Annotated in this window: 1 pseudogene; it reads left to right on the forward strand. The window is 79.6% G+C overall.

Annotated elements, in window-relative coordinates:
- A pseudogene (locus tag B7L92_RS44060) lies at positions 1-168 on the forward strand (MmyB family transcriptional regulator); the annotation flags it as partial.
- Between the last annotated feature and the right edge of the window lie 343 nt (positions 169-511).

Here is a 511-nt window from a genome sequence, read left to right on the forward strand (position 1 = left end):
GCGGTCGGCGAGCAGGCCGCCGAACACGACGGCGCGGTACGGCCCCTGCTGCACCCCGACCCGCGCTGGGGCGCCACCGACTGCCGGATCCTCGCGGAGACCACCAGGACCCTGGAGGGCATGGACTGCACCCGGCTGACGCTGGTCCTGCACGAGGCGCGCCGCACCNNCGGCGGCGCGGTCCAGTGGGGCGGAGGCGTGCCCGACCGCCATCAGGCGCCGTCGGCCGACAGCCGCAGCACGCCGGTCCCGAAGGTTCAGGAGGCCAGGCGCTCCGGGGCGACCGCCGCGACGGCGCGGGCGACGGCCGGGACCAGGGACGGCGGGACGGCCACGCGGACGCCGCTCATCGGACCGTCCCCACCAGCGCCTCGCCCCACGGCGGCGCGTGCCGTGCCCGTACCCGTCCGTGTCCCGGGCGGGCGCCGGCCGCGGTGGGGCGCGGCAGGCGCAGCACGGCGAGCGCCAGACCGAGCAGGACCGCCGGACTCCGAGGGCTCCGGCTCGTCGC

Source organism: Streptomyces viridosporus (assembly GCF_002078235.1).
Taxonomy (GTDB): Bacteria; Actinomycetota; Actinomycetes; order Streptomycetales; family Streptomycetaceae; genus Streptomyces; species Streptomyces viridosporus.